Below are 25,431 nucleotides of genomic sequence, written 5' to 3'. Positions count from 1 at the left end.
AACGAGGTAATATGTTGCGCTTGGGCATGAACGCGAACAGGCTGGATCGGGGTCCAGCCTGTTCGCTTTCGTATCTACGTTGGCGCGCCTAGTTCATCTGCTTGGGCGCGGGGACGAACTTGCCGTCCTTGACCATCTTGACGAAGGCGGGTTTCTGGCAGTCGCCGCTGGCGTTGAAGTAGTTGACGCCGGTGACGCCCTTGTAGCCCTTTTCCGGGGTATCGATCCCGGCGAGGTAGTCGCGGATCTTGGCGCGGTCCGGGCCGGCCTTGGCAATGGCCTCGATCATGATGCCGGCCGCGTCATAAGAGTTGGCGCTCATCCAGTCAACCTCGCGGTTGAACTTGGCCTTGAAGGCCTCGATGAACTTCTTGGCGTCGGGGCTGGCGATTTCGGCCAGGAAGGGCGCGGTCAGGTAGGTGTCGTCGGTGGGTGCGCCGCCGAGCTTGATGTAGTCGGCGTTGTCGAAGCCGTCGGCCCCGAACTTGGGAACCACCAGGCCGACCTTCTTGGCCTGGTCGGCGATGAGCGCGCCCTCGGGGTAGTAGCCGGCGATGAACATGGCCTGGGGCGCGGCGGCCTTGAGCTTGGTCAGCTGGGGCGTGAAGTCCTGGTCGCCCTTCTTGTAGGCTTCCTCGCCGACGACGGTGAGGCCGAGCTTTTTGGCCTCCTTGCCGAAGGCCTCCTTGAGGCCGATGCCGTAGTCGTTGTTCTCGTAGAACACGGCGACTTTTTTAAGCCCCAGGACCTTGTCGATGTAGTCGGCCAGGAAGGTGCCCTGGAAGTCGTCGCGGTAGACGTTGCGAAACGACCAGATCTTGCCCTTCTCGTCCTTGTTCTTGCCGCTGATGGCCACGCTCGTGGCCGTGGGCGTGATGGCCGGGATGCCCTCGCGCACGTAGGCCGGCAGCGCGGCCAGGTGGGCCGAGGAGCACAGGTGGCCGACGATGCCGACGATGGAATCGTCGTTGACGACCGAGGAGGAGACGGTGGCCGCCTCGCGGGGCTCGCACTGGTCGTCGAGGTAGACGGCCTCGATCTTCTTGCCGTTCACGCCGCCGGCGGCGTTGATCTCGTCGATCTTGACGCTTACGCCCGCCTTGACGTTCTCGCCGTAGCCGGCGGCGCTGCCGGTGTAGGCGGCCGGAACGGCGATCTTGATGGTGTCGGCGGCGGACGCCGAGCCGGCCGACAGGCCAAGGCCCAGCCCCAAAGCCGCCGCGACGGCGAGTATCCGCGGAATTCCCCTGCTGCGCATGTCCCATCCTCCGGTTGGAATTGGCCCTGCCGGGCGTGCCGGCATGGTTGTCTCGACCCTCGCCGCGCGTCACGGGCTTGAGACGATAAAGCCCCCGGCGCGGCGCGAGCATTCACCAAATCGGCGAAAAAGGCAACGCGGCGTTCACCGCAGCTGCTGCGGGGCCGCAACATATGCGCCGTTGCGCACCATCTTGACGAAGGCCGGCCGGGGACAGTCCCGTCGGCGTCGGAAAAGGCCGGGCGGCCAGGCCCCCGTCCTATTGGGGGGCCTTGGTCTCCAGTTCCTTTTGCGCCGTGGCCTTGGTCTCTGGGTCGGCCTTGGGCGAGGCGATGACGGCCTTGAAGCCCTCCACGGCCTTGTCGGGCGCGTTGAGGGCATATTTTTGCAGCAGCGCCAGGTTGAACATGGCGCGGTAGTCGTCGGGTTCGCGTTTCAGGATGGCTTCGAAGGCGGCCTTGGCCCCGTCGAGGTCCTTCAGGTTATAAAGGGTCACGCCCATGGCGTTGAGGACGTCCGGATCGTCGGGACGCTGCTTGGACACCTTGTCCAGGAAGACCTTGGCCCGGTCGAAGGACCCCATGGCCATGAAACGCTCGGCCATGGCCAGTTGCAGGCCCGGGTCGTCGGGGTTTTCCTGGAGCTTTTGCATAAGCGCCATGACTTCCTTCATGGGGCCGTCCATGGCCTGCTGCATGGCGTCGGGCATGCCGGCCTGGGACTTCTTCTGGTGCACTTCGAGGCTCGGCCGCTCCAGGCGGTAGACGAAGGAGCCGACGAAGATGGCGGCCAGGACAAAGGCCATGAAGGCCAGGACCATGCGGCCCGAGGCGTTGGGCCCCTGGGCCCGATCACTCGTCATGGAGCACCTCCAGGCGCTTGAGACGCTTGGTCAGCCGTTTCTGGGACACGGCCAGAAAGGCGACGTAACAACCGATGCCGACCCAGACGATCACGTTGGCGGCAAAGAGATAGACTTCCTTTCCCATGTCAGTTCCTCACCGCGCCATGGCGCACCAAGGCGGCGACGGACGCCTGGGCGGAGAGCTGGCGCAGGCGCAAAAGCAGCAGCGCCAGCCACAAAAGCCCCATGGCCACGAGGTTGACGATCATGGCCCGCCACATTTCCGGCTCCATGCCGCCGCCTTGCGGTCCGAAGACCGCCGGGTGGATGCTGCGCCAGTAGCGGGCCGAAACAAAGACCAGGGGCACGTCGAGGAAGGCCACCACGCCGAGCACGGCCAGCACCGCGTCCTTGCGCCCCCCTCCCACGTCCGAGGCGCGAAGGAGCAGGTAGGCGGCATAGACGAACCACATGACGAGCGTGGTGGTGAGCCTCGGGTCCCAGGTCCACCAGACGTTCCAGATGGGCCGGGCCCAGCACATGCCCGTGGCCAGGGCCAAACCCGAAAAAAGCACGCCGATCTCGCAGGCCGCTCCGGCCAGCCGGGCGCTGCCGGGCCGGCGGCGGGCCAGGTAGTGGACCGAGGCGGCGAAGACCGTGAAGAAGCTGACGAAGGACCACCAGGCCAGGGGCAGGTGGGTGTAGAAGATCTTCTGGACCACGCCCATGGAGGCCTCGACCGGGGCGTAGAACCATATGGCCCACTGGGCCAGGACGGACAGGGCCGCGGCGGCCAGGGCGAAAAGCTCGATCATGGAAACCTCATTCCTCCCCGGTATAAAGAAACGGGAAGAGCAGCAAGGCCGCGGCGGTGAACACGGCGTCGAAGGCCCCGACCGTGCCGGCCCAGGCGGACACGCTCTCGGCGCCCCGGCCGGAGATCACGGTTTCGAGCAGCCGGATGCCGGCCAGGAGCACGGGGATCAGCAGCGGAAACAGGATCACCGTCAGAAGCGACTCCCGGGAGGACCGGCCGATGGTCAGCGCGCCAAGGAGCGACCCCAGGGCGCACAGCCCCCAGTCCACGGCGGCCACGACGCCGAGACCGGCGACGAGGGAGCCGGCCACGGTCTGGCCCAGGAAGGCCACCGCCGCCGGGGCGAATACCATCTGGCAGCAAAAAAGCAACACCCAGCCGGCCGCGGCCTTGCCGAGCCACACGGCCTGGACCGGGCACGGGGCGAGGAGCAGGCCCAGACGCGCGCCCTCGGCCTCCTCCAGGCCGTAGAGGAAATTGAACACCAGCACCTGGCCGAAGGCCGTGGCCAGCCAGAAGACGGCGGCGGCGGCCAGGGGCGGGGACATCTCGCCGGGCTCGCGCGAGAGGCTCATGATGAAGATGAGCAGAAGGCCGAGCAGCACGGTCTGGACAAGCCCCTGCGCCCCGGCCAGGGCCAGGCGCAGGTCCTTGGCGGCGATGGAGCAGGCGGCCCTCAGCATGCGCCCTCCCCGGCCAGCTCCGACGGGTCGAAGGCGGCGGCCGGCACGTCCCGGGCGATGCGGCGGTCTCTTATGACGACGACCCGATCGCAGGCCGGCAGATCGGCGGCGATGGTGTGGCTGACCCACATGACGGCCGCGCCGGCGTCGGCCGCGGCGCGGATCTCGCGGCGAAGCATCATGGCCGAGGCCGGGTCCAGGCCCGTGGCCGGCTCGTCGAGGAGGAGCAGTTTCGGAGCGGTGAGAAAGACGCGGGCCAGACTGAGGCGCTGGGACATGCCGCGCGAGAAGATGCCGGCCTCCTCGTCGGCGAAGCGCTCGAGCCCGACGCGGGTCAGGGCCGCCATGACGGCTTCGTCGCCGCCGGGGCGGCCGGACAGGCGCAGCCAGAAGCGCAGGTTGGCCCGGGCCGTGAGCTTGGGGTAGACCAGGGTGCGGTGGCCCACGTAGCCGATCTCGCCCGGCTCCAGGCCCACCTCCACCTCGCCTTCGCTCGGCGGCATGAGCCCGGCCGTGATGCGCATGAGCGTGGACTTGCCCGCGCCGTTGGGCCCGACGACCAGGAGCACCTCGCCCGAAACGAGGTCCAAGTCCACGTCGCGCAGCACCGGGCGGTCGCCGAAGAACCGGCAGACCCGGCGCAGGCGGGCCACGACCCCGGCCGCGTCCATTTTCCGTTCGGGCGATTGGCGTTTAGGCATAGCGAAGCGGCTGTGCTGGATCGTTCCTTTTCCCGACGACAACGGCGCGGCGCGCGGCTAGCCCCGCTCCGTTTCGGCCTTCGGCCGGCGCAGGCTCAAAAACGGGGCCAGGCACATGATCGCGCCGCCGATCCAGACCCAGTTGACGAGCGGATTGACGCTGATCTTGATGCTGGCGGCCTTCTTGTCCGTGGCGCTTAGAAGCGTGGCGTAGAGTTCGTCGCCAAGCGACGGGATGGTCGAAACCTCGGCGAAGGGCTGCTCGAAGCCGGTGTAGATGCGCCGCTCGGGTTCGAGGCGTCCGACGGGCTTGCCGTCCCTGGTCACGTCGATGAGCGCCCGGGCGATGGTCATGGCCGGGTTGCTCTCCTGCTCCAGGTCCTTGAAGGTCAGGGTGAAGCCGCCGATCTCCATGGTCCGGCCCGGGGTGAGCACGGCCTCCTTGCTCAGCTGGTAGGGCCCGGAGAAGGCCACGCCCAGGGTGACCAGGGCCAGGCCCACGTGGACGCAGTAGGCCCCGAGCGCCCCGGCCCGGCTGCGGGCGTGGCGCTGGCGCGAAAAGACGTACAGGGCGCAGGCCAGGGCGGCCACCGAGGCCGCGCCGGCAAAAAGGGCCACGGGCAGGCGCAGGCCCACGGCGTAGAGGACCACCCCGCCGCCGAGAAACGCGCCGAGCGACACGCCAAGGCCCGTCCGGTCGCGCAGACCCTCGGTCCAGGACATGACCGGGCAGAAGGCCACGAGAAAAGTGACCATGGCGAAAAGGGGCAGACAGACCCGGTTGTAGAACCCGGCGTCCAAGCCGACGGGGCTCTCGCTCCACAGCCTGCTGATGACCGGCCACAGGGTGCCGAGCAGCACCACGGCGGACAGGGCAAGCATGATCCAGGCCAAAACGACCAGGAAGCCCGGCACGCTGACCAGGGTGGCCAGGGGCTTGTACCGGCCCTCGTGCAGGGACGCGCCGGCCATGAGCCCGGCCCCGAGGACCACCAGGGAGAAGATCATGAAGACGAGCAGCGGCCCGCCGACGCCGCCTTCGCCGAAGGCGTGCAGGGACTCCACCACGCCGCTTCGCACCAGGTAGGTGCCGAGCACGCAGCTGACGAAGGTAATGACGGCCATGGCCACATTGGTCTTGGGCAGGGCCTTGGTGCGGCGCTCGACGATGGCCGTGTGCAGGAAGGCCGTGCCCACGAGCCAGGGGATCAGCGAGGCGTTTTCCACCGGGTCCCAGGCCCAGTAGCCGCCCCAGCCGAGCTCCATGTAGGACCACCAGCCGCCGAGAATGATGCCGGCGGTGAGGAAGATCCAGGACAGGATGACGGTGTTGCGCGAGGCGGCGGCGAAGGACCGCTTCTCGCCGACGATCCAGGCGGCCAGCCCCAGACAGGCGGGCACGGCGAAGCCGGCGTAGCCCAAAAACAGCAGCGGCGGATGGAAGATCATGCCGGGATTGCGCAAAAGCGGATTGAGGCCGCGCCCCTCGGGCACGGGCGGCACGGCCTCGAGGAAGGGATTGCTCGGGCCGGTCAAAAGCAGCAGGAAAAAGGCCTCCACCGTGAAGAAGAAGAGCCAGTAGCCGCAGCGCGTGGCCGGGGCCAGGCTCCTGTAGGAGGCCGAGAGGGCGAAGCCCAGGCCGAAGACGGCCAGCACCAGCATCCAGAAAAGCAGCGAGCCGGCCTGCCCGGCCCAGAAGGCCGTGACGGCGTAGAAAAGCGGCAGCAGCGTATCGGTGTATTCGGCCACGTAGACGAAGGAGAAGTCGCGCCGCCACAGGGCCACGGTAAGGATGGCCGAGGCCAGGAGCACGGCCGCGAACACCAAGTGGTGGGCGCGCTCCAAAAGGACGAGGCGGAGGTAGTCGCGTTTCCACAGCCCATGGAGCGCCGTGACCGCGCCGGCCAGGCAGACCAGCATGGCCACGAGCAGGGCGAAATACGCCGTAACGTGCATCAGGACTCCTTTGTCGGTGTCGTGCGCCCCGCCCCCGGCCGCCCGGGCATGGGCGCAGGCGCATCGGGGCGGAAAACGGGAAGGCGGGCGCGCCGGGGGAGTCCCGCGCAAACGACTGGCGGGACCGGCGACCCTGACGGCTTCATGCCGCAGCCCCGGAGAAGCGTGCGCCTCTCCCCGAGGCAACGGGCGAAACCATATATGGCATCTTAAAAAACACGCGCGTGTTTTTTAAGGCTGGGGCGATCAGCCGCGGTTTTCCTTCTGGTACTTGGACGGGCACTTGGTCATGAGGGTGTTGGCCGCGAAGGCCCCGGAAGCGGGATTGACGCCGCCCTCCACGATGACCTCGACCCCGGGCTTGAAGGTGTCGGGCACGGCTCCCTTGAAGTCCACCCGAATGGTCTTGGCGGCCTGGTCCTTGTCCACGAGCATGAAGCTCACGCCCATGGCGTCGGCCGGGCGGTCGATGCCCTCGTCGGCCACGGTGCCGAACAGCCGCGCCTTGGACAGATCCTTGGGCTGCATGGCCAGCGCCTCGGAGACGTTGAGGAAATAGGCGGTGTTCTCGCCCAGTCCCGAATAGAGCAGATAGCCCAGGCCGCCCAGGAACAGGACGAGGGCGACGAGGTACACGGGGGCGTTGCTTTTTTTGGCCATCACTCTCTTCCGTCAAAGTTTCAAGGAACCGGGGCGTCCTCGCGGTCGTGCCGCTGGCGCAGGAGCTCCTCGCGCCGCGTGCGAGCCAGCTCCCGCATGTCCGCCACCTGGTCCGTTTCGTCGACGATTTCCTTGCCCAGAATCTCTTCCAGCACGTCCTCCAGGCTGACCACGCCGGAAACCCCGCCGTATTCGTCGAGAACGACGAACAGGTGCATACGCGATTCCAGGAATTTTACCAATACCCGATCGAGGGTCATGGTGTCGAGCACGAAACGCACCGGCTTGGCCAGATCGGACAGGCGCACGCCGTCCTGGTCGTTGGCCAGGGCCTCCAGGACCTCGCGGCGGTAGACGATTCCCACGATGTTCTCCGGATCGTCGGCGTCGTAGACCGGGATGCGGCTGTGGGGCCACACGCCCCGCCGCTCGCCCCTGGCCTCGGCCACGGTCATCTCGGCGGGCAGGGAAAAGACGACCGTGCGCGGGGTCATGATGTCACTGGCCGTCTTGCGGTCCAGGGACAGGATGTTCTTGATGGAAAGCTCTTCCAGGGGATTGATGACGCCCTCCCGGCGGGTGAGGCTCACCACGGCGCGCAGGTCCTCCTCGGAGGAAAGCGGAGCCTTGCGCTTGCCCGATACGAGCCTGGCCATCAGGCCGCCCGCCCAGATGAGGGGAAGCAGGGCCAGGATCATGTACTTCATGGGCGTGGCGATGACGACAGAAACGCTGCGGCTGTAGGTCACGCCGATGGTCTTGGGCAGGATCTCGCCGAAGGCCAGGATGAGCACGGTAAAAACGGCGGTGAAAAGCCACAGCTCGTCCGGGCCGAACACCGCCGCCCCGGCCGCGCCGGCCACGGCCGCGCCGGCGGTGTTGGCGATGGTGTTGCAGGTCAGGATGGCCGTGATGGGCTTTTCCACGTTGGAGCGCAGCTGGAAGAGGGTCTCGCCGCAGGCCCGGCCGTCCTTGCGCAGGCGCTCGATCCAGCTCCACGGCACGGAATACAGGGCCGCCTCGCTCATGGAGCAAAAGGCGGAGACGAGAATGGCCAATCCGACCGAGACGAGGAGGGTCACCATGGGCGTACCCCCGACGGGAGGGCGCGCGGCGAAGGAGGTTGCGGGGGTTCGGGGGACTCGGTTTTCGGGGAAGCGGCTGGGGCGTGTTCCATAGAAAAGGGCAAGGCTCCTCGCGCCGGGCGCGATGTGACTTCGTTTCTTCCTCTTTACGAATTTTCCGGCGCTTGTAAAGGCACGCGCCCGTATCGGCTACCCGCCCGAGGCGGCCGATTGGGCGATCTTCGGGTGGAACCGGCCGCGCAGGGGCGGCAGGATATAGCGCTCGGTGTACTCGTCGATGACGATGTCCGGCTTTTCCTTCTCGATCAGGTCGGTGTCGAAGTAGCGAAACTCCAGATCCGTCTGGGGCCGCAGCCAGACGTAGAGTCCCTTGTCGAAGGACTCGGCCAGAAAGGGCAAAAGCTCCCACCAAAACGAGTCATGAAAGACCAGGGCGCTCGGCAGTTCGGGATTCCCGGTGACGGAGCGTTGCGGCTCCTCGAAGAAATGGGGGTCGCCCGGGCCGTGGTAGGAAACGCCCCTGGCCTTGTACCATTCCTTGTTGACGAACATGATGCGGTCTTCCTTGAGGTGGTCGGAGAGCCCCATCATGTTGGCCAGGTCGCCGGGCAGCCAGTTGAACTGCTCCACTTGGAACTGTTCCCGGGTAAGCGGCTTGACCTGCGGGAAATACTTGACGATCTGGCGCATGATCTCGCGATAGGCCGCGAACGCGCCATGGGCGTTCCAGTGGCTGTCCGTGACGTAGAAGACCTGCTCCCGCTTCTTCTGCTCCTCCAGAGCCGGCGTCACGTCCACGATGTCCACCTTGGTGTAGTCCTTGATGTAGCGAACGAACTGGGCCAGGTGCCCTTCGGGGGCCGCGGGGCGCAGGGAATCGGGCAGCTTTTCCGGGTAGACGGTGTTCTTGTTGGGCGCGACGACGACCAGGTAGCGGATGCCCCGCTCGGTCAGCCATTCCCGGCGGCGCTCCAGCTCGCGGGCCACGGCGTCCACCGAGGTCTCCGGCAGCGGGTCCGAGGAACGGGCGTCCTCCAGGATGTTGCGCGAGCCGTCCTGGGCCAGGAACAGCCAGTGGTCCTTGCCGGCCATGACCTGGGAGTTGGCCGAGGTGGAGGCCAGGACGATGGTGTCGAGAAAGCTGTTCCAGGCGATGAGCACGGTGCGCAGGTTGTAGTGGCGGTCGAGGTAGCCCCGGCGCACGGTGGCGAACCACCTGACCCAGCTGTCCGGGTCCAGGGTCGGGGCGACGAGGCGGCTGGTGCTCACTTCGGCCACCAGGGTCTTGGGCGCGAAATGCAGCAGCCTGTCTGCCGTGGGCGCGACGATCATGGCCAGGAACACGAGGGCGGACAGCGCGTATATGGCCCGGCGCGGGCCGGAGGAGACGTTTTGCAAGGTGAGGACTTCCGGGTCACGTCCGGATGCGTCGGCCCCAGAGGGCGGCGATCGCATCGTCGCGGTTTTCGAGTTCGCGACGCACGGCGTCGGGCACGAGGCCGTGTATCCGGCGGCCGTGCCGCCAACGCTCTCGTACATCCGAGGCCGAAACGTCAAGTCTGGCAATGGGCACGAAGCTCAGGCGACGCCCGGCCGGCAGGTCCCAGCAAGCCGGGTCGCCGGTGGGCGAGGCCTCCATTTCCCGGGAGTTGGCGGCCACGAAGGCGGTGAAGGCGTCAAGCCCCAGCCCGTCCCGTGAATGCACGGCCAGGTGGGCCAGCCGGCCGAGGCCGAGCCCGTTTTTCCAGGCCGGCAGGTTGCACAGATCGGCCATGCCCATGACGAAGCAGAACTCCTGTCCAGGCCGCTCCCGGCCCAGGGCGGCCAGGGTGTCGCAGGTGTAGGACGGCCCGGGCCGGTCGGCTTCCATGGAATTGACGGAAAAGCCGGGCACCTCCTCCACGGCCAGGCGGCACAGGGCCAAGCGCAGCTCGAAGTCGAGGACCGGCTCGCCGGACTTGTGGGGCGGCCGGGCGGCGGGCACGAATTCCACGGCGGCCAGACCCAGGGCCTCGGCCACCTCGATGGCGGCGCGGACATGGCCGACGTGCACGGGATTGAAGGTCCCGCCGAAAATGCCGATCAGCGACTGGCCCATGGGATCGAACCGGTCCTAGCCCCGTACCTGCCCCTGGCCCAGGACCACGAACTTGGCGCTGGTCAGTTCCGTGAGCCCCATGGGGCCGTAGGAATGGAGCTTGGAGGTGGAGATGCCGATCTCGGCCCCGAGCCCGAGCTCGCCGCCGTCGTTGAAGCGCGTGGAACAGTTGACTCCGACCATGGAGGCGTCGGCCCGGCGCAGGAACTCCATGGCCCGGTCGTGGTTCTCCGTGAGAATGACCTCGGTGTGGTTGGAGCCGTAGCGGTGGATGTGATCCAGGGCGTCGTCCATGGAGTCCACGATCTTGACCGCCAGGATCAGGTCGTGGAACTCCCGGCCGAAATCCTCGGGTGCGGCGGGCCGGGCCAGGGAACCGAGCAGGGTCAGCGCCCGGGGACAGGCGCGAAGCTCCACCCCGGCCTGGCGAAGGGCCGCGCCCAGACGGGGCAGGCAGCCCGGCGCGGCGCGCACGTGCACCAGCAGGCACTCCAGGGCGTTGCACACCCCGGGGCGCTGGGCCTTGGCGTTGACCACCACCGTGACGGCCCGGTCCTCGTTTGCGCCCTCGTCCACGTAGGCGTGGCACACGCCCTTGAAATGCTTGAGCACGGGCATGGTGGCCTGGGAGACCACGGCCCGGATGAGCCCTTCCCCGCCACGCGGGATGATGACGTCGATGTACTGGTCGAGCTTGCACAAGGCGGCCACGGCGGCCCGGTCCGCGGTGGGCACGAGCTGGGCGGCGTCCTGGGGCAGGCCGGCGGCGGCCAGGGCCTGACGCAGGAGCCCGGCCAGGGCCATGTTGGAGGCGAGCGCCTCGGAGCCGCCCTTGAGGATCACGGCGTTGCCGGCCTTGAGGCACAGGATGGCGGCGTCGATGGTGACGTTGGGGCGCGACTCGTAGATCATGCAGATAACGCCCAAGGGCACGCGCATGCGGCCGACGAGAAGGCCGTTGGGCCTGGGCCTCGCCGCTTCGATGGCCCCCACCGGGTCGGGCAGGGCGATGATCTGGCGGCAGGCGTCGGCCATGGCGTCCATGACGGCCGGGGTGAGCGTCAGGCGGTCCAGGCGCGGGGCGTCCATGCCGGCGGCGCGGGCGGCCTCGATGTCCTTGGCGTTGGCGGCGAGCACGTCCTGGCGGCGCGAGGCGAGCAAATCGGCCAGGGCGGCGAGAAAGGCGTCCTTGGCCGCGCCCGGGGCGGCGGCGAGCGCCCGCGAGGCTTCCTTGGCCCGGGCGGCCATCTGTTCCATGTCGGCGGCCACGCTCATGGGAAGGCTCCTTTTGGCTGCGGCGAAAAGCGACTACCTAGCCGGCCGACCCGGCTAAAGTCAATGCGCGGTCACGGCGGCCAGGATCACGCCGGTCACGCGCTTGCCGGACCGGGTGACGACCGTCGGGGTGTCGGCGAAGGCCACGGCGTACCCCGAGTCGGCCAGGAGCCCGGTCAACTCGTCCAGGGTGAAATGGTGGGCCGTGTAGAGCACTTGGTCCCCCTCGCGCACGACGAAGCTGCCGAGCTCCCCGGTCTCGTCGAACCCGGCCTCGTAGCGGGCCTTGTAGTAGAGCTGGTCCCAGTTCTGCAGGAAGTCGGCGATGCAAAGGACGCGGCAGCCCACGCGCCTGGCTTCGCAAAGGACCTGGCGGCGCAGTTCCGGGGCGTCGAGGGTGGTCAGCACGGCGTGCAGCACGCCGGCGTCGAAGGCGTCGTCGGCGAAAGGCAGCGCGGCCAGGTCGGCCCGGGCCACGGCCAAGCCCTTTTCCCGGGCCCGGATCAAGCTCGGCGGGTTGCGGTCCACGCCCCAAACCCGCCTCCCCTGCCCGGCCAGTTCCGCCAGCAGGCCCCCCGCGCCGCAGCCCAGGTCGAGCACCCGGTCTTTGTGTCGCAAGTGCGCGGCGACCCTGGCGTCCAGCCGCAAAGTTGAAGGAACGCTCGAACTTTGATCCCAGTACATCTCTCCCCCCTATGGGGTGGTCCAGGAGGGGCCCCCGGCCCCTCCTGGCCGCCGGAGGCGTTCTCCCCCGCACTCCCCTCCCCTACTCGTCCTCGAAAAACCGGATGGCGTTTCGCAGTTCGGCGAAGCGGTAGATATTGTAGTGGGCCTCGACGCCGTCCATGGACTGCTGGCCCTGGCCGGTGGCGAAAAAGATCGTGCGCAGGCCGGCCTGGCGCGCGCCGAAGATGTCGCGGTACATGTCGTTGCCGACGAAGACCACCTCCTCGGCCGGCAGGTGCATGCGCTTAAGCGTCGTGACGAAAAGACGCTGGTCGGGCTTGCGATAGCCGAAGTCGCCGGAGACGACCACGGGATAGAAATAGTTCTCCAGGCCGGCCAGGCGCATTTCCGGCACGGCCCAGGCGGACTGGGCGTCGGTGAGGGCGGCCAGGCGATAGCGCGGCCGCAGTTCGTCGAGGACCTCGCGCACGTCGGGGTAGAGTTCCAGGCGGTTGAGCGAAATGCCCCGGTAGAGCTCGGCCAGGAAATGGGGCAGCACGGCCAGCTTGTTCTTGGGGATGGTCACGCCGCTGCGGGCGGCCCGGCCCACGACGAACTCGCGCCACACGGCCACGGCGTCGAACTCCGGAAACTCCTCCCCGCCCCGGCGACGCTGCTCCTTGAGGGTCTGGTAGTAGCCCTCGCGCACGTCGCCCCGGCTGGTGCGTATGCCATAGTATTTGAGCAGGTGGCTGATGGAGCGGTAGATCTGCTCGTTGGCCTCGTCGGTGTTGATGTCGATCAGGGTGCCGTTGAGATCGAAGACGATGCCGCGCACCTTCATGACAGGCCTCCGGAAAGGACGACTCTGGCCTCATGGACGAGGCTGCGGCAGTAGGCGTCGTCGAGCCAGACGTTTCGGGCGATGCGCAGGAGCGTCAGGCCCAGGTAGAACGGCAGCCGCCCGGTGACGGCGGCGAAGGTCGGCTCCCGGTCGGGGAAATGGCCGGCGTATTCCCACAGAAAATGGCCGATGAAGGGCTCGGCCCGGGCCGGGTCGCCTGTCGCCCGCAGGAAGCAGTGCTTGAGTTCCCCGCACAGGCGGCCGACATCGTAGACGCGGTCGTCGCGATGCATGCGTTCGAGGTCGATGGCGAAGACGTCCTGGCCCCGGCCGAAGAGAAAGTTCGAGGGCGTGGCGTCGCCGTGGACCAGCACGCGCAGGTCCTGCCAATAGGCCGCCTCCGAGGCGTAGGCGTGGCCCAAGGCCAGCAGGCGGGCGGCGCGCTTTGCCCCGAGGCCGCAGTGCTGCTCCAGGTGGTGCACGACGCGGTCGAAATAGCCCTGGGTCGGGGCGAAATCCACGCGCTCCGGGCCGGCGGCGCGGTTGTGCAGCCTGGCCAGGAACCGGGCCAGGCCGCCGAGCTTGCGGTAGAGGCGCTCGAAGCGCCCGTCGCGAAGCCCCGCCTCGATGACCGCGTCGAGCTGCTCGCCTTCCACCAGTTCGGTGACGAGCAGGTCGCCCAGGCCCGCATTGACGCCCAGGGGCCGGGCGACGTAGTCGGGCGGGGAGTCGAAGCCGAGGCCGCGCAGGTAGGCCAGGCCGTCGTATTCGCTCCGGGCCGACTGGGGGGCGTTGCTGCCGTTGAGGCCCCTGGCCCGGGCGTAGAACTTGCCGACCACCCGGCAGCCGGTCCATTTGTCCTCGTAGAGGTAGACGTCGCTGACGGCGGAGACGCGGAAGACGCGAAAGCGCGGTTCCCGGACGACGTCTGCCAGCTGGGGCAGGACGGCGTCGCGCAGATAGGCTTGCAAAGGATCGGTTGGAGCGAGGTGTCCGATGTATTGTCGCATGGGAGAAGACTTGCCGGGCCGGGGGATGCGTCTCGCGGCGGCCTGCCGCGGCCGGCTGCCGGCCCGTGAGGCAATCTATAACCACCCGGCGGGGAATGTAAATCACGGCGGGCCCTTCCCCTTTGCCGCGGGACGCCTGGCCCGCAAGCCGGCGGGCGGGCCGCCGGGTCCGAACGGACCCCACGACGCGCCACAGCCGCGGGTCCGGGCGCGGGCGGGCGAAGCGCCCTCCCCCATCCGTTGCGCCGCCTGCCTGCACGCCGTCACCGACGCCACCCGGCGCATCACGGTAGACGGAAGCCATGTCCACGTCTTCGCCAATCCCTACGGCGCGGTGTTCGAGATCGGCTGCTTCTCGGCCGCGCCGGGCTGCCTGGCCTCGGGGCTCCCCAGCGGCGAATTCACTTGGTTTGCGGGCACGACCTGGCAGGTGGCCCTTTGCGCCGCCTGCGGCCGGCACCTGGGCTGGAGCTACGCCCGGGCCGAGGGCGGGACGTTTCACGGGCTGATCTTCGACCGTCTGTTTTTTAGTCCGCTTCCGCCCGTCGGCTCGGATCAGTAACGATTCCGGCCAGCTTAGCCACCGTGCGAAGGCGTAAATCCCCCGCCGGCCACTTCGGGCGGGAGATTGCGCTTTTTTTAACTTGACGAAACTATCCATCATAGCATCTTTTGACATGAATGCAAACGGAAAATGGACCGGGAGCCTTACCATCCGGTCCAAGGAGCTTCCCGTGTACGCCTTGACCGCGCTTTTGTCTGGAAATTCGGCAGATGACCTGATCCTTGAACACAAACCGACCCCGGTGTTCGACAATCCCGAGCTGGCCGGCGCGGACCGCATCGCCTGCGCCGCCTGCGACACCGAAGTGACCCAGGCCGTGCTGCGCATCGCCGTGGACGGCCGCCACCGCCACTACTTCCCAGCCGGCAACGGCGTGGAGCAGGAGATCGGCTGCTTCTCCCTCGCTCCGGGCTGCATGGTCGTCGGCCATTTCAAACTCGACTTCTCCGGCGAAGACGACGGTCTGTGGCAGACGGCCTTTTGCGCCACCTGCGGCGCGCACCTCGGCTGGTACTACCTGTCGTCTCAGGGACTGGGTTTTTACGGACTGGTCCTCGATCGCCTCAAGGCCTTGCCGGAAGACGCCTCGGGCGACCCCCGCTAGCCTTCCCCCGGCTTTCCCGCGCCGCGCGGCGACGTCATGGCCGCGCGACGCGTGCCGTTGCGCTCTCCCCGCGCCGCGGCGTCGCGCCAGCGACGGCCTTGACGCCCCATGGCGCCGCCGCCAAGGCCCATTCAACAGCGACAACGCGATCCTTCTTCCCTGCCCCTGCCTCCGGCGGGGCGCTTTATTTGGCATTAATTTTGCTTTCACCATTGTCAATGGCGGGATCATGGCTACCTGAAACAAGACAAAAAAAGTAGGAAATTCTGCCGCAGCCACGCCGCCGGTCCCGCCGCAACGACGGCGGCGCGGGAAAAAGCGGCCGGGGAGGACCCCATGGACAGACATCTGACGCTCATCACGACCAATCCACCCATCGCCCTGGCTTGGGACAATGCCGAAAACGCCCTGACATTGCGGGAAAAACCCGTGTTGACCAATACGGAGCTGGCCCACGGCGACCGGTTCGTCTGCGCCCAGTGCGGCGCGGACGTCACCCGGGCCAGCCAGCGCATCGCCGTGGCCGGCTCCCACCGCCACCGCATGCCCGGTCCCCACGGCCTGGACCAGGAAATCGGCATGTTCTCCCTGGCCCCGGGCTGCCAGCCGCTCGGGCATTTCGCCCTGGATTTCTCCGGCGGCAGCGACGGCGAGTGGCGCATGGGCATGTGCACGACCTGCGGCAACCACCTGGGCTGGCATCATGAAACCGCCGACGGCATTGGATTTTACGGCCTGATCCTGGACCATCTGCGCCTGGCTGACGTGGAAGACGAAGACCAGAACTAACACCGGCCCCGCGCCGGGGCGCGAGGGTTGCGCCATGGCTCGAAACAAAAAAGGCCGCAAGCGACGCTTGCGGCCTTCATTTTTGCAGGTAGGGCCTATTCCAAGGAAACCGTGATCTTATCCTCGAATTCCGAGACGATCTTGAAGCGCTTGCCGCAGGCGTCGACAAAAAAGTCGCAACCGGGGAAGAGCTGCGTAGTGGGGGTAAAGGCATCGCCCACGTAGAGGTCCTTGGCTTCGGCGTTGGTCTCGAAACGGATGGTGGTTCCGTCGCCCAAGGTCACCATTTCCTCGTGGTCGATGGACACGGGAAGGTCGGCTTCGCTGAAGTTGCTCATGGCATCCTCCGGATTTGGCGGTTCACGGACGACTCTCGTCGAAAACCAGCCCACACGGGCCGAAAACCTTTGTGCGCAATTTCACGCTACGCCCAACCCCGCCCCCTGCCAAGCCTTTTCCCCCGTTATTTTCCTTCTACCAGCCCAGCACGTAGCCGAAGATGAGCGGAGCCACGATGGAGGCGTCGGAGTTGATCATGAACCGGGGCGTGTCCACGTCGAGCTTGCCCCAGGTGATCTTCTCGTTGGGCACCGCGCCCGAATAGGAGCCGTAGGAGGTGGTGGAGTCGCCGATCTGGGCGAAGTAGGCCCAGAACGGCGTGTCCTCGATCTCCAGGTCCTGGATGAGCATGGGCACGACGCAGATGGGGAAGTCCGCGGCGATGCCGCCGCCGATCTGGAAAAAGCCCACCGGCGTCTTGGCCTTGGCCTGCTCCTGGTACCACTTGGCGAGAAGCTCCATCTGCTCGGTGCCGTGGCGCACCGCGCCGTGGCCCTTGACGTGGCCCATCATGATCTCGGCGCAGAAGATGTTGCCGAGCGTGCTGTCCTCGAAGCCCGGGCTGAGGATGGGAAGCCCCTTCTCCTTGGCGGCCAGGACCCAGGAGTGCTCGCGGGGCACCTGGAAGAACTGGCTGATGTCGGGCTGGTCGAGAAGCTCGTACATGAACTCGTAGGGAAATTTCGGCGTGCCGTTCTCGGCGGCGGCGGCCCAGAGCTTGGAGATGCGGCGCTGGACCTGGCGCAGGACGCCCTCGGGGATGCATGTGTCGGTGACGCGGTTGAAGCCGGCGTCGTAGAGTTCCTTCTCGGCTTCGGGCGAGAGGTCGCGGTACTCGGGTACCATCTTGTATTCGTCGTGATTGAAGAGGTTGAACAGGTCCTCTTCAAGATTGGCGGCGGTGCAGCTGATGGCGTGGACCTTGTCCTGGCGGATCATCTCGGCCAGGGAGATGCCGAGCTCGCAGGTGCTCATGGCTCCGGCCATGGTGAGGAACATCTTGCCGCCGCGCCCGAGCAGGTCGTTCCAGGCCTTGGCGGCGTCGAGGGTCTCGCGGGCGTTGAAGTGGCGGAAATGGGTTTCCATGAAACGGGATATGGTGGACATCATGTCTCCTTGGGTTGTCGCGGGCGAAATTTCGCTGTTCGTCGGCCCGCGTGTCCGCGCGTGGCCCGGAATCGGGGCAAAAAGCCCCTTACGTGACGACAGGGTTCCGGGACGCAAGACAAAAAGCATACCCGCTCTTTTACGCACCGTCCAGGGGCGCAAAAGGCGTTTTGCGGCCAAAAACGGGGCTTAGAGGCCGAGCAACGCGGTCAACGCCCGAAGGATGCCGTCCTTGTCGATGCCGCACAGGGCGCGAAGCGCTTTTTGGGCCCCGTGCTCCACAAAGGCGTCCGGCAGGCCCAGCCGACGCACGGTCAGCGCGGCGAGCGCCCCGGCGTCCTCGAGCATCTCCAGCACGGCCGAGCCGAAACCGCCTTCGAGCACGTTCTCCTCGGCCGTCAGCCAGAGGGGAAAGGACTTGGCCAGCTCCAAAAGCTGCTCGCGGGGAAGGGGCTTGACGAAGCGGGCGCTAAATACCGCCACTTCCTTGCCCGTGGCGGCGGCCAGTTCGTTGGCGGCGGCCACGGCCGGCATGACCCGGCTGCCGATGGCCACCACCAGGGCGTCCCGGCCCGGGCGGACCAGTTCACCGCGCCCAAGGGGCAGGGGCTCGGGCTTTTCGGGCAGGGGCAGACCCTCGCCGGCCCCGCGCGGATAGCGGATGGCCGACGGACCGTCGTGGGCCAGGGCCGTGGCCAGCATGCCGGGCAGGTCGGCCTCGCTGCCCGGGGCCATGACCACGAGATTGGGGATATGGCGCAAGTACGAGAGGTCGAAGGCCCCATGGTGGGTGGCCCCGTCCTCGCCGACCAGCCCGGCCCGGTCCAGGCAAAAGGTCACGGGCAGGTTCTGCAGGCAGACGTCGTGGACGATCTGGTCGTAGGAGCGCTGAAGAAAGGTGGAATAGACCGCGACCATGGGCCGAAACCCCTCCATGGCCAGGCCGGCGGCGAAGGTCACGGCGTGCTGCTCGCAGATGCCCACGTCCACGAAGCGTTCGGGCATCTCGGAGGCGAAATCGGACAGGCCCGTGCCCTCGGGCATGGCGGCGGTGATGGCCATGACCCGCTTGTCGTGCCTGGCCAGGGTGGTCAGGGCCTGGCCGAAGACCTGGGTGTAGCTCGGCGGGCAGGCGCCGGGCTTTTCCATGAGCCCGGTCTCGGGCTCGAAGCAGCCCACGCCGTGAAAATAGGTGGGGTTGCTCTCGGCCGGGGCGTAGCCGCGCCCCTTCTTGGTCAGCACGTGGACCAGCACCGGCCCGTCGAGTTCCCTGACCTCCTTGAAGACCTCGACCAGGCGGGCCGTGTCGTGGCCGTCGATGGGGCCCAGGTAGTTGAAGCGGAAGGCCTCGAAGAGCATGCCGGGCGTGAAGAAGCTCTTGAAGGACTCCTCGCCCCGGCGCACGTAGCCCATGAGGTCGCCGCCGTAGGGCAGGGAGCCGATCCAGCTCTCCATGTCCTTTTTGAGGCGCTTGACCCAGCGCTGGTTGAGCTTGCGGCTTAAAAACAGCGACAGCGCGCCCACGTTCTTCGAGATGGACATCTCGTTGTCGTTGAGCACGACGATGAGCCGGCCGCCCCAGCCGCCGGCCTGGTTGAGGCCCTCGTAGGCCAGGCCGGCCGTCATGGAGCCGTCGCCGATGATGGCCACCACGTCGTGCTTTTCGTCCTTAAGGTCCCTGGCCATGGCCATGCCCAGGGCAGCGGAGATGGACGTGCTCGAATGGCCTACGCCGAAATGGTCGAAGGGGCTCTCGGCCGGGCGCGGGAAGCCGCTGACGCCGCCCAGGGTGCGCAGGGTGTGGAACTCCTGCTGGCGGCCGGTGAGAATCTTGTAGGCGTAGGCCTGATGGCCCACGTCCCAGACCAGCTTGTCCCGGCCGGGATCGAAGACGGACAGCAGCGCCAGGGTGAGCTCCACGACGCCGAGCGACGGAGCCAGGTGGCCGCCGTTCATGGAAACCGTGCCGATGATGACTTGACGGATCTCCTCGGCCAGGACGGTCCGTTCCTCGGCGGTCAGGCCCGCCACGTCGCGGGGATGGCCGATGCGGGGGAGTATGCGCAACGCCGAGTCCGTAAGTACGGTCATCTCTTCCTTTCCTTGTCCGTTGCGAAGGATCGCCGACCGGCCTCGCCGATCATGTCCATCGTCCCGGCGCGACCTGTCGCCGCGCGATTATTGGACCCTGACCACGATGTAGCGGGCAAGCTCCCGCAGGAAATCCGCCGCCGGCCCGTTGTGGGCGGCGATGGCGGCCAGGGCGGCGTCCACGCGCGCCTCGGCCAGCCGCCGGCTCTCGTTAAGGCCCACCAGGCTCGGGTAGGTGTTCTTGCCCTGCTCGCGGTCGCTGCCCACGGGCTTGCCCAGCGTCGCCGCGTCGCCCACCTCGTCCAGGATGTCGTCCACGATCTGGAAGGCCGCGCCCACGGCCTCGCCGTATTCCCTGGCCCGGGCCACGCCCTCCTCGCCCGCGCCGGCCAGGATCGCGCCGCACACGCAGGAAGAGGTGATGAGCGCCCCGGTCTTGAGCGTCTGCATATGGGCCAGCTCGGCCAAGGTCAGGCCCTGCCGGGCAGTGTATTCCATGTCCAGCACCTGGCCGCCGACCATGCCGGCCGCGCCGGCGGCCCGGGCGGCCTCGGCCAGGGCAGGCAGCACCTTGTCGGCCTCGATGCCGGGCCAGGCCCGGCTCATGCAGCCGAAAGCCTCGGTGACAAGCGCGTCCCCGGCCAATATGGCCCCGGCTTCGCCGTAGACCTTGTGGTTCGACGGCCGGCCCCGGCGCAGGTCGTCGTCGTCCATGGCCGGCAGGTCGTCGTGGATGAGCGAATAGGTGTGGATGATCTCGAATCCGGCGGCAAAGGGCATGACCCGGGCCCGGTCCGCGCCGAAAAGTTCGGCGAAGCTCAGGCACAGGCAGGGCCGCAGGCGCTTGCCGCCGGCCAGAAGCGAATATTCCATGGCGGACAGCAGGCCCTCGGGCACGCCGCGCTCGCGCATGCGCGCGCCGAAGCGCTCCCGCAGATACACCTCGACCTCGGCCGCCTGCGCGGCCAGACGTTCCTTCACCGTCACGCGTCGTCCTCCCCGGTATCACGCGCGGCAAGCCGCGTGTCCTCGACGTCGAAGGGGACCAGCGTCCCGTCCTCGCCGGCGAGGGAAATCTCCAAACGGGCGGCCTCCAGGCGCTTGCGGCACGAGGCGACCAGCCCCATGCCTTCCTTGTAGAGCGCCACGCCCTTTTCCAAGGGCACGTCCCCGGCCTCCAGGCGCGCGGCGATGCGCTCCAGGCGTTCCAGGGCCTTTTCGAAGGATTCTTCCTTGACGTTGCTCATGCGCGCTCCCCGTCGTCGCCAGTGCCGTCGTCCGGGGCGGCTTCCACCGTCGCCCGGACGCGGCCCTCATACACCATGATGTCGAGCTTGTCGCCCGGACGGGCATCCCCTTCCCGGCGCAGGAATTTTCCCGTGCGCAGCAAGGTCGTCAGGCTGTAGCCCCGGGCCAGCGGGGCCGTGGGGTCAAGGCCGGCCAGGCGCGCCCCGGCCAGTTCCAGACGGTGGTCGCGATCCGCTGCATAAAGTTTCATGGCGGCCTCCAGCGCATCGGCCCGCCGCGACAGTTCCTGTCCGCGCGCTTCCAGGCTCTGCGGCCCGAACCGCCGGGCCAGCCGCTCGCCCAGCCGCTCCGCCCGCCCTCCCAGCGCGCCAAGCCAAGCCTCGCCGGCCCGCAAGAGGCGCTCGCCAGCGGCGGCGAAACGCTCTTCCAGCCGCTGCAACCGGTTCGCCGGCGAAAGCCAGGCCAGCCCCCGGGCCAGCACGGCCAGCTCGCGCCCGCGCTGGGCGAGCAGCCTCGCCGCGCCCCGGCGCATGGCCATTTCCAGATCGTCCAGACGCTGGGCGAGCTGCACGCGCTCGGGCCAAAGGAGCTGGGCGGCGTGGCTCGGCGTGGCCGCCCGCACGTCGGCCACCATGTCGGCGATGGTCACGTCGACCTCGTGGCCCACGCCCGTCAGCACCGGCAAGGGCGAGGCGAAGATCGCCTTGGCCACCTCGACCGTGTTGAAGGCCCACAGATCCTCCAGGGAGCCGCCGCCCCGGATGAGCACCACCACCTCGGCCCAGTCGTCGGCCACGGCGCGCAACATGGCCCGCACGATGCCCATGGGCGCGGCCTCGCCCTGCACCAGGGTCGGATAGACGCGCACCGCCGCGCCATGGCCCCGTTCGCGGCCGATACGGATGAAGTCGCGCACCGCCGCGCCGGTCGGCGCGGTGATGACCGCGACCTTCGTCGGATGACGCGGCAAGGGCCGCTTGCGCCCCTGCTCGAAATACCCCTTGGCGGCCAGGTCCTTCTTGAGGGCCTCGAACTCCTGCCACAACCGCCCTTCCCCGACCTCCTGGACCAGCTCGGCCACCAATTGATAGGAACCGCGCGGCGCGTACACCGTCAAACGGCCGGCGACCATGACCTCCATGCCGTCGGCCAGGCCCTCGGCCAACGACTTCTCGTAGACCTCGCCCGTCAGCGGATCGTACCTGCCGCCCCCGGCCAGCGCCTTGCCGCCCTGAGCGCCCCGAAACCAGACCACGGCCAACGAGGCCTCGGCGTCCCGCAGCGAAAAATACAAATGCCCCGAGCCCGGGCGCGACAGATTCACCACCTGCCCGCACACCCAGACGAAAGGGAACTCGGACTCGATGACGTCCCTGACCGACCTGGTCAGCTCGCTGACTTCGAACACATGGGGCATAAAGTTATGCGGAGAGCGTGAGAATCCGGGGGAGGAAACCCCTTTTTGAAAAAAGGGGTTTCCTCCCCCGCATTCTCTCTCTTCTCCACAAAGGAGCATCGCCATGCGCAAGGGGACCGAGGAAAAGACGCCCATCGTGGTGCGGCCGGAGGCCGTGGAGCGGTACCTGCGCGAAGCGTTCGGGGAGTCCGCCCGGATGCTCGGCGTGTGCGCCATGGGGGCCGACGGCCAGGGCATGAAGGAATTCGGCTACGGCAAGCCCGTGTGCCTGGATTTCGAGGTGGACGGCCAGTTGCGCCGGGGCGTGCTCTCCATCATGCGCGGCGACAAGTACGGGCACCAGTTCTACTGGGACCGGGCGGCCATCCTCATGTTCCAGTACGAGGCCGGCGGGCGCATGGAAAAGCACGTGCGCCCCATCGGCCTGGGCTATTTCGACCAGGACGATCGGCTCGTGCCGGTCGCGGAGCCCAAGGAATTCTTCATCCTCAGTGAAAAAGCCCCGGGCTACGACTACTACCTGGACCTGCAGCGCATCCAGAAGACAGGGCTCGAGCCCCGCGACCTGGACATGGCCAAGGCCTTCGCCTCGTGGCTGGCAAGGGTGCACGCCGCAAAAAAGGACGACGCGGATTTGTACCTGCGCCGCGTGCGCAACTTGATCGGCGCGTCGGAATGCATCTTCGGGCTGGTGGACGCCTATCCACACCCTTACGACCTGTTCCCGCCCGAGCGTTTTCGCGCCCTGGAAAAACGCGTCGTGGACTGGCGCTGGAAGCTGCGCGGCTTCACCCATCGCCTGAGCGAAGTGCACGGCGACTTCCATCCCTGGAACGTGCTCGTGCAGGAGGAAGGCGGGGCGCGGGACTTCGCCGTGCTCGACCGCAGCCGGGGCGAATGGGGCGAGCCGGCCGACGACGTGGCCACCATGAGCCTCAACTACGTGCTGTTCGGCCTCTACAAGGAGCCCAAACTGTCCGGAGATTTCGAACGGCTTTTCCTCGCCTTCTGGGAGACGTACCTGCGCGAGAGCGGCGACGACGAAATTTTTTCCGTGATCGCGCCCTTCTACGTCTTTCGCGGACTGGTCATCGCCTCGCCCCAGTGGTACCCGGGCCATCCGCCCGAGGTGCGCAAGGCCTTGCTGCGTTTCCTGGGAAACGTCCTGGAGGACGAGCGCTTCGACTGCCGGGACTTCAACCGGTACCTGGGATGACCATGACGGCCGTGCTCTGGTTCACGGGCCTGCCGGGCTCGGGCAAAAGCGCCGTGGCACGGGCGGTGGAAAAGACGCTGGCCGTGGGCGGCCTGCGACCGGTGCGCCTGGAGCTCGACGCCCGGCGCAAGGCCTATTTCCCCAATCCCACGTACTCGGACGCGGAACGCGAGGAGGCCTACCGCCTTTTCGCCGAGGAGGCGGCGGCCGTGGCCCGTTCGGACGCCTACGACCTGGTGCTCATGGACGCCTCGGCCCCCAGGCGGGCCATGCGGGACCGGGCCCGGTCGCTTGCGCCGCGCTTCGCCGAGGTGCACGTGCGGTGTTCCCTGGCCACGGCCATGGCCCGTGAGGCGGCCCGGCCCGAGGGGCTGGTCATGGCCGGGCTCTACGCCAAGGCCATGCTGCGAAAGACCACCGGCCGGCAGTTTCCGGGCCTTGGTCAGGTGATCGGCGTGGACGTGCCCTTCGAGGAGGACCCGGCGGCCGAGTGCGTGGTGGACGCCGAGCACCTGTCCATCGAGGGTTGCCGCGACGCGGTGCTGGGGTTCCTTCGCGCCTGGCTGCCGGATACCCTGGCCCCGCGCCTGGACCTGCCCTCCCCGGACGAGGAGCCGGAACCGGCCTAGAAGACCCGCAACAGGCTCTATTTCACAGCGATGTTTTCCAGAGCTTCCGTGGCCAAGGCGTTGAGGCTCTTCCCCTGGGCGGAAGCGATCATGGCCACCCTGGCATGCAGTTCGGGGGACACGCGAACCATGATCTTTCCGGAATACGGCTTTTTGGGATTCATTCCGGCCTTCGCGCACGTCGCCAGATAATCGTCGACCGCTTCCTGAAACGCACTTCGGAGTTCGCCGACCGTTTCCCCGTGAAACCCGATGATGTCCGTTATTCCCGCGATGTGGCCGACAAAGCATTCGTCCTCGTCGCTGTATTCGATCCGGGCCGCGTAGCCCTTGTAGGTCATGGGAATCATACGCCCTCCTTGGTCATGCCGATCATCTCCAGAAAAACGCGGACGTCGCGCACCTGGTAGGGCTTGGTCTCTTTTCCCGGATGCGGCCGGTGGAGCGCCAGCATGTCTTTCCCCTTCACGAAGCGCACGCGCGAGCCGTCCCCTTCGATCACCTCGCAGCCCACGGCTTTCAGAAGCGATTCGATCGCGCTGAAATGCAGGTTTTTGGGAACAGGCTTCGAGAAAACCATCCTGAGGGTTTCCCGTTGCGCGTTGTTCATGGAGGAAAGATAGCATTTTTTGCTATCAAGGCAAGCACGCTGGCCTCGCCACGAAAAGCCCCCAAAGAAGGCCATATCGTTGGCAGTTGCTCCGTCCGCCCCCGTGGTAAAGCCGCCTGGCCCTTGCCTGATCGTTAAAAAACCCGCTGCCCCAGGGCGACCTCGCGCTCGGGAGCGAGGAGCACCACGCCGCCTTCCCCGGCAAGGCCCAGAACCAGCACTTCGGACAGGAAACCGGCGATGCGCTTGGGCTCGAAATTGACCACGGCCACGACGAGGCGGCCGGGCAGATCTTCGACGGGGTACAGGTCCGTGACACGGGCGCTCGATTTTTTGACGCCCAGCTCGCCGAAGTCGATGGTCAGCTCGTAGGCCGGGACGCGGGCCTTTGGGAGCGGCCCGACGGCCAGGACGCGACCCACGCGCATGTCCACCTTCAAAAAGTCTTCGAATGCAATGGGTTCCATAACTCGTCATCCTCTCTCATCGTTCATGTAACCAATCGGGATATTGCAGGTACTTCTCTTGCATCAAGACTTCCATCGGAGGACGCGATGACCGAGGGACCAGTGCGCACGTGTCCCGGCTGCGGCCAGGCGCTTCGTTTTCCAGGCAATATCGGCGGCATGCTCATGGCCTGCCCGGTGTGCGGGCATCGCTTCGCCTCGCCCTACAAGCTGGCCGGCGCGACGCCTCCCCTGGCCTCCAACGCCGCTTTTCCGCCCACTGCGCCCGCCTCTTCGCAACCACCATCTCCCGCGCTCAAACCGGCCACCCAGAACACCCTGGCCGCCCGCGTGGCCGCCCTCTACGCCGCCAAAGCCCGCTGACTCTCCCCCTGCGGCGCTTCGCCGCTGGCGCCCGTGGCCGGGGCATCGGCCCGGACGTGCTGGCCGGCTTTGCGGCCTGCGGGTCCGGG

At 67.4% G+C, this 25,431-nt stretch carries 30 protein-coding genes; 6 read left to right on the top strand and 24 right to left on the bottom strand.

Translation table 11 applies throughout. The features are described from left to right. Window positions 1–88: 88 nt before the first annotated feature. The 15 genes from Q1K70_RS08625 to Q1K70_RS08555 form a co-directional block, all read right to left on the bottom strand. Window positions 89–1,258 carry an ABC transporter substrate-binding protein gene (locus Q1K70_RS08625; RefSeq protein ID WP_300157882.1) on the bottom strand — a complete coding sequence of 390 codons (1,170 nt, stop codon included), beginning with the start codon at window positions 1,256–1,258 and terminating at the stop codon, window positions 89–91. A gap of 259 nt (window positions 1,259–1,517) precedes the next feature. Continuing rightward, window positions 1,518–2,120, bottom strand: a complete 603-nt coding sequence (locus Q1K70_RS08620) for a tetratricopeptide repeat protein (protein WP_300157880.1) — start codon at window positions 2,118–2,120, stop codon at window positions 1,518–1,520. Next, window positions 2,110–2,247, bottom strand: a complete 138-nt coding sequence (locus Q1K70_RS08615; protein ID WP_300157878.1) for a CcmD family protein — start codon at window positions 2,245–2,247, stop codon at window positions 2,110–2,112. Before Q1K70_RS08615 ends, Q1K70_RS08620 begins: the two co-directional genes overlap by 11 nt. A 1-nt stretch (window position 2,248) precedes the next feature. Continuing rightward, a complete protein-coding gene (ccsA, locus tag Q1K70_RS08610; protein WP_300157876.1) occupies window positions 2,249–2,917 on the bottom strand; it encodes a cytochrome c biogenesis protein CcsA in 669 nt (222 codons plus the stop codon). A gap of 7 nt (window positions 2,918–2,924) precedes the next feature. Further along, window positions 2,925–3,602, bottom strand: a complete 678-nt coding sequence (locus tag Q1K70_RS08605) for a heme exporter protein CcmB (RefSeq protein WP_300157874.1) — start codon at window positions 3,600–3,602, stop codon at window positions 2,925–2,927. Further along, window positions 3,596–4,303, bottom strand: a complete 708-nt coding sequence (gene ccmA, locus Q1K70_RS08600; RefSeq protein WP_300157872.1) for a heme ABC exporter ATP-binding protein CcmA — start codon at window positions 4,301–4,303, stop codon at window positions 3,596–3,598. The genes Q1K70_RS08605 and ccmA overlap by 7 nt, the downstream gene beginning before the upstream one ends. 57 nt (window positions 4,304–4,360) lie before the next feature. Beyond that, window positions 4,361–6,259, bottom strand: coding sequence for a cytochrome c-type biogenesis CcmF C-terminal domain-containing protein (locus Q1K70_RS08595; RefSeq protein ID WP_300157871.1), 1,899 nt, complete (start codon window positions 6,257–6,259; stop codon window positions 4,361–4,363). Window positions 6,260–6,505: 246 nt separating this feature from the next. Continuing rightward, on the bottom strand, window positions 6,506–6,919 hold the full coding sequence (locus Q1K70_RS08590; protein ID WP_300157869.1) for a cytochrome c maturation protein CcmE: 414 nt from the start codon (window positions 6,917–6,919) through the stop codon (window positions 6,506–6,508). A gap of 20 nt (window positions 6,920–6,939) precedes the next feature. Further along, a complete protein-coding gene (locus Q1K70_RS08585) occupies window positions 6,940–8,004 on the bottom strand; it encodes a hemolysin family protein (RefSeq protein WP_300157867.1) in 1,065 nt (354 codons plus the stop codon). A 189-nt stretch (window positions 8,005–8,193) separates the two neighbouring features. Then, window positions 8,194–9,402: a hypothetical protein gene (locus Q1K70_RS08580; protein WP_300157865.1), complete on the bottom strand. Its 1,209-nt coding sequence runs from the start codon at window positions 9,400–9,402 to the stop codon at window positions 8,194–8,196. Between the two features lie 16 nt (window positions 9,403–9,418). Continuing rightward, window positions 9,419–10,102 (bottom strand): nicotinate (nicotinamide) nucleotide adenylyltransferase, encoded by a 684-nt coding sequence (gene nadD, locus Q1K70_RS08575; protein ID WP_300157863.1) that lies wholly within the window; start codon window positions 10,100–10,102, stop codon window positions 9,419–9,421. A gap of 15 nt (window positions 10,103–10,117) precedes the next feature. Continuing rightward, on the bottom strand, window positions 10,118–11,377 hold the full coding sequence (locus Q1K70_RS08570; RefSeq protein ID WP_300157861.1) for a glutamate-5-semialdehyde dehydrogenase: 1,260 nt from the start codon (window positions 11,375–11,377) through the stop codon (window positions 10,118–10,120). Between the two features lie 60 nt (window positions 11,378–11,437). Then, entirely contained in the window at window positions 11,438–12,061 is a 624-nt protein-coding gene (locus tag Q1K70_RS08565) for a class I SAM-dependent methyltransferase (RefSeq protein ID WP_366521671.1), read from the bottom strand. A gap of 82 nt (window positions 12,062–12,143) precedes the next feature. Then, the gene (locus Q1K70_RS08560) at window positions 12,144–12,887 is read right to left on the bottom strand and encodes an HAD family hydrolase (RefSeq protein WP_300157855.1); all 744 of its coding nucleotides are present in this window, start codon (window positions 12,885–12,887) and stop codon (window positions 12,144–12,146) included. Continuing rightward, the gene (locus Q1K70_RS08555) at window positions 12,884–13,897 is read right to left on the bottom strand and encodes a phosphotransferase (protein ID WP_300157853.1); all 1,014 of its coding nucleotides are present in this window, start codon (window positions 13,895–13,897) and stop codon (window positions 12,884–12,886) included. Before Q1K70_RS08555 ends, Q1K70_RS08560 begins: the two co-directional genes overlap by 4 nt. On the opposite strand from Q1K70_RS08555, the gene Q1K70_RS08550 reads away from it, so the two are divergent. From Q1K70_RS08550 to Q1K70_RS08540, 3 genes are all read left to right on the top strand, one after another. Beyond that, window positions 13,896–14,459 carry a cereblon family protein gene (locus Q1K70_RS08550; RefSeq protein ID WP_300157851.1) on the top strand — a complete coding sequence of 188 codons (564 nt, stop codon included), beginning with the start codon at window positions 13,896–13,898 and terminating at the stop codon, window positions 14,457–14,459. The genes Q1K70_RS08555 and Q1K70_RS08550 overlap by 2 nt on opposite strands. 172 nt (window positions 14,460–14,631) lie before the next feature. Further along, window positions 14,632–15,066 (top strand): cereblon family protein, encoded by a 435-nt coding sequence (locus Q1K70_RS08545; RefSeq protein WP_300157849.1) that lies wholly within the window; start codon window positions 14,632–14,634, stop codon window positions 15,064–15,066. A gap of 336 nt (window positions 15,067–15,402) precedes the next feature. Next, window positions 15,403–15,855, top strand: a complete 453-nt coding sequence (locus Q1K70_RS08540) for a cereblon family protein (RefSeq protein ID WP_300157847.1) — start codon at window positions 15,403–15,405, stop codon at window positions 15,853–15,855. 95 nt (window positions 15,856–15,950) lie between these two features. Here the strand turns inward: Q1K70_RS08540 and Q1K70_RS08535 are convergent, their stop codons facing one another. The 6 genes from Q1K70_RS08535 to xseA form a co-directional block, all read right to left on the bottom strand. Then, window positions 15,951–16,193, bottom strand: a complete 243-nt coding sequence (locus Q1K70_RS08535; protein WP_300157845.1) for a hypothetical protein — start codon at window positions 16,191–16,193, stop codon at window positions 15,951–15,953. 136 nt (window positions 16,194–16,329) lie between these two features. Further along, window positions 16,330–17,301: a deoxyhypusine synthase family protein gene (locus tag Q1K70_RS08530; RefSeq protein ID WP_300157843.1), complete on the bottom strand. Its 972-nt coding sequence runs from the start codon at window positions 17,299–17,301 to the stop codon at window positions 16,330–16,332. 189 nt (window positions 17,302–17,490) lie between these two features. Next, window positions 17,491–19,392 carry a 1-deoxy-D-xylulose-5-phosphate synthase gene (gene dxs, locus Q1K70_RS08525; protein ID WP_300157840.1) on the bottom strand — a complete coding sequence of 634 codons (1,902 nt, stop codon included), beginning with the start codon at window positions 19,390–19,392 and terminating at the stop codon, window positions 17,491–17,493. 87 nt (window positions 19,393–19,479) lie between these two features. After that, complete coding sequence (locus tag Q1K70_RS08520; RefSeq protein ID WP_300157838.1) at window positions 19,480–20,379, bottom strand: polyprenyl synthetase family protein; 900 nt, start codon at window positions 20,377–20,379, stop codon at window positions 19,480–19,482. Beyond that, window positions 20,376–20,639, bottom strand: coding sequence for an exodeoxyribonuclease VII small subunit (gene xseB, locus Q1K70_RS08515; RefSeq protein ID WP_300157836.1), 264 nt, complete (start codon window positions 20,637–20,639; stop codon window positions 20,376–20,378). Before xseB ends, Q1K70_RS08520 begins: the two co-directional genes overlap by 4 nt. After that, entirely contained in the window at window positions 20,636–22,057 is a 1,422-nt protein-coding gene (gene xseA / locus Q1K70_RS08510; RefSeq protein WP_300157834.1) for an exodeoxyribonuclease VII large subunit, read from the bottom strand. The genes xseB and xseA overlap by 4 nt, the downstream gene beginning before the upstream one ends. Before the next feature lie 103 nt (window positions 22,058–22,160). Between xseA and Q1K70_RS08505 the strand changes: the two genes are divergently transcribed. After that, window positions 22,161–23,273: a phosphotransferase gene (locus tag Q1K70_RS08505; RefSeq protein ID WP_300157832.1), complete on the top strand. Its 1,113-nt coding sequence runs from the start codon at window positions 22,161–22,163 to the stop codon at window positions 23,271–23,273. A gap of 2 nt (window positions 23,274–23,275) precedes the next feature. Continuing rightward, the gene (locus tag Q1K70_RS08500) at window positions 23,276–23,902 is read left to right on the top strand and encodes an adenylyl-sulfate kinase (protein WP_300157935.1); all 627 of its coding nucleotides are present in this window, start codon (window positions 23,276–23,278) and stop codon (window positions 23,900–23,902) included. A 17-nt stretch (window positions 23,903–23,919) separates the two neighbouring features. On the opposite strand, the gene Q1K70_RS08495 is transcribed toward Q1K70_RS08500, so the two are convergent. The 3 genes from Q1K70_RS08495 to Q1K70_RS08485 all read right to left on the bottom strand — a co-directional run bounded on the left by Q1K70_RS08495 (window position 23,920) and on the right by Q1K70_RS08485 (window position 24,979). Next, window positions 23,920–24,252, bottom strand: a complete 333-nt coding sequence (locus tag Q1K70_RS08495) for a type II toxin-antitoxin system HicB family antitoxin (RefSeq protein WP_300157830.1) — start codon at window positions 24,250–24,252, stop codon at window positions 23,920–23,922. Continuing rightward, entirely contained in the window at window positions 24,249–24,482 is a 234-nt protein-coding gene (locus Q1K70_RS08490; RefSeq protein WP_300157828.1) for a type II toxin-antitoxin system HicA family toxin, read from the bottom strand. The genes Q1K70_RS08495 and Q1K70_RS08490 overlap by 4 nt, the downstream gene beginning before the upstream one ends. A gap of 164 nt (window positions 24,483–24,646) precedes the next feature. After that, window positions 24,647–24,979 carry a tRNA-binding protein gene (locus Q1K70_RS08485; protein WP_300157826.1) on the bottom strand — a complete coding sequence of 111 codons (333 nt, stop codon included), beginning with the start codon at window positions 24,977–24,979 and terminating at the stop codon, window positions 24,647–24,649. A gap of 87 nt (window positions 24,980–25,066) precedes the next feature. Between Q1K70_RS08485 and Q1K70_RS08480 the strand changes: the two genes are divergently transcribed. Continuing rightward, complete coding sequence (locus Q1K70_RS08480; protein WP_300157824.1) at window positions 25,067–25,342, top strand: hypothetical protein; 276 nt, start codon at window positions 25,067–25,069, stop codon at window positions 25,340–25,342. Window positions 25,343–25,431 lie beyond the last annotated feature (89 nt).

It is taken from the genome of Solidesulfovibrio sp. (assembly GCF_029978005.1).
In the GTDB taxonomy this organism is placed as follows: Bacteria; Desulfobacterota; Desulfovibrionia; order Desulfovibrionales; family Desulfovibrionaceae; genus Solidesulfovibrio.
This window is presented reverse-complemented; position numbering and strand designations above follow the sequence as displayed.